This window comes from Pseudomonas sp. DWP3-1-3b3 (genome assembly GCF_049896305.1).
Taxonomy (GTDB): domain Bacteria; phylum Pseudomonadota; class Gammaproteobacteria; order Pseudomonadales; family Pseudomonadaceae; genus Aquipseudomonas; species Aquipseudomonas azotoformans_A.
In genome coordinates this window covers 1-1,583 of the sequence record NZ_JAFCUA010000024.1, presented here as the reverse complement: position 1 = coordinate 1,583, position 1,583 = coordinate 1, and the positions used below count along the sequence as shown (strand labels likewise).

At 49.0% G+C, this 1,583-nt stretch carries 2 tRNA genes and 1 rRNA gene; all 3 read right to left on the bottom strand.

The window, feature by feature from the left end:
- Positions 1 to 1,038, bottom strand: a 23S ribosomal RNA gene (locus ACP7BX_RS30825); the annotation flags it as partial.
- A 249-nt stretch (positions 1,039 to 1,287) separates the two neighbouring features.
- Positions 1,288 to 1,363: transfer RNA gene (locus ACP7BX_RS30820), tRNA-Ala, on the bottom strand.
- Positions 1,364 to 1,393: 30 nt separating this feature from the next.
- Positions 1,394 to 1,470, bottom strand: a tRNA-Ile gene (locus ACP7BX_RS30815).
- Positions 1,471 to 1,583: the final 113 nt, after the last annotated feature.

Genomic DNA, 1,583 nt, shown 5'->3' with positions numbered 1-1,583 from the left:
GGTGTTGCTCCAGCTTTAAGACGGAAAATTGGTGTCGACAAAGTTTCTGGCAAAGTCTTCGGCGTTGATTGGCACACACGACGGACGTTAGCACCCGCCGTGTGTCTCCCATGCTCGGCACTTGTAGGTATTCGGAGTTTGCATCGGTTTGGTAAGTCGGGATGACCCCCTAGCCGAAACAGTGCTCTACCCCCTACAGTGATACATGAGGCGCTACCTAAATAGCTTTCGAGGAGAACCAGCTATCTCCGAGCTTGATTAGCCTTTCACTCCGATCCACAGGTCATCCGCTAACTTTTCAACGGTAGTCGGTTCGGTCCTCCAGTTAGTGTTACCCAACCTTCAACCTGCCCATGGATAGATCGCCCGGTTTCGGGTCTATTCCCAGCGACTAGACGCCCTATTAAGACTCGCTTTCGCTACGCCTCCCCTATTCGGTTAAGCTCGCCACTGAAAATAAGTCGCTGACCCATTATACAAAAGGTACGCAGTCACCCAACAAAGTGGGCTCCCACTGCTTGTACGCATACGGTTTCAGGATCTATTTCACTCCCCTCTCCGGGGTTCTTTTCGCCTTTCCCTCACGGTACTAGTTCACTATCGGTCAGTCAGTAGTATTTAGCCTTGGAGGATGGTCCCCCCATATTCAGACAAAGTTTCTCGTGCTCCGTCCTACTCGATTTCATGACTAAGAGATTTTCGCGTACAGGGCTATCACCCACTATGGCCGCACTTTCCAGAGCGTTCCGCTAATCTCAAAGCCACTTAAGGGCTAGTCCCCGTTCGCTCGCCACTACTAAGGGAATCTCGGTTGATTTCTTTTCCTCAGGGTACTTAGATGTTTCAGTTCCCCTGGTTCGCCTCTTACACCTATGTATTCAGTGTAAGATAACCATCTTATGATGGCTGGGTTCCCCCATTCAGACATCTCCGGATCAAAGTCTGTTTGCCGACTCCCCGAAGCTTTTCGCAGGCTACCACGTCTTTCATCGCCTCTGACTGCCAAGGCATCCACCGTATGCGCTTCTTCACTTGACCATATAACCCCAAGCAATCTGGTTATACTGTGAAGACAACATTCGCCGAAAATTCGATAATACTCAAAACTGAGTAACTCACAAATTTTACCTTAGCCTGATCCGTTACCAGTGAAAGTAACGTTCAGTCTATCTTTCTATCACATACCCAAATTTTTAAAGAACGATCTAATCAAAGACTAGAAATCAACATTCACCATCATTTTGATGGAATGCTCATTTCTAAGCTTTCAACTTCTAGAAGCAGTAGTGGTGGAGCCAAACGGGATCGAACCGTTGACCTCCTGCGTGCAAGGCAGGCGCTCTCCCAGCTGAGCTATGGCCCCGTATTTCTACAGGCGTTTCCCACACAAAATTGGTGGGTCTGGGCAGATTCGAACTGCCGACCTCACCCTTATCAGGGGTGCGCTCTAACCAACTGAGCTACAGACCCAATTTCGGGCTGCTTCTTATCGTCTTCTTCAATGAATCAAGCAATTCGTGTGGGAACTTATGGAGCAGCTGATGTCGTCGATTAAGGAGGTGATCCAGCCGCAGGTTCTACAC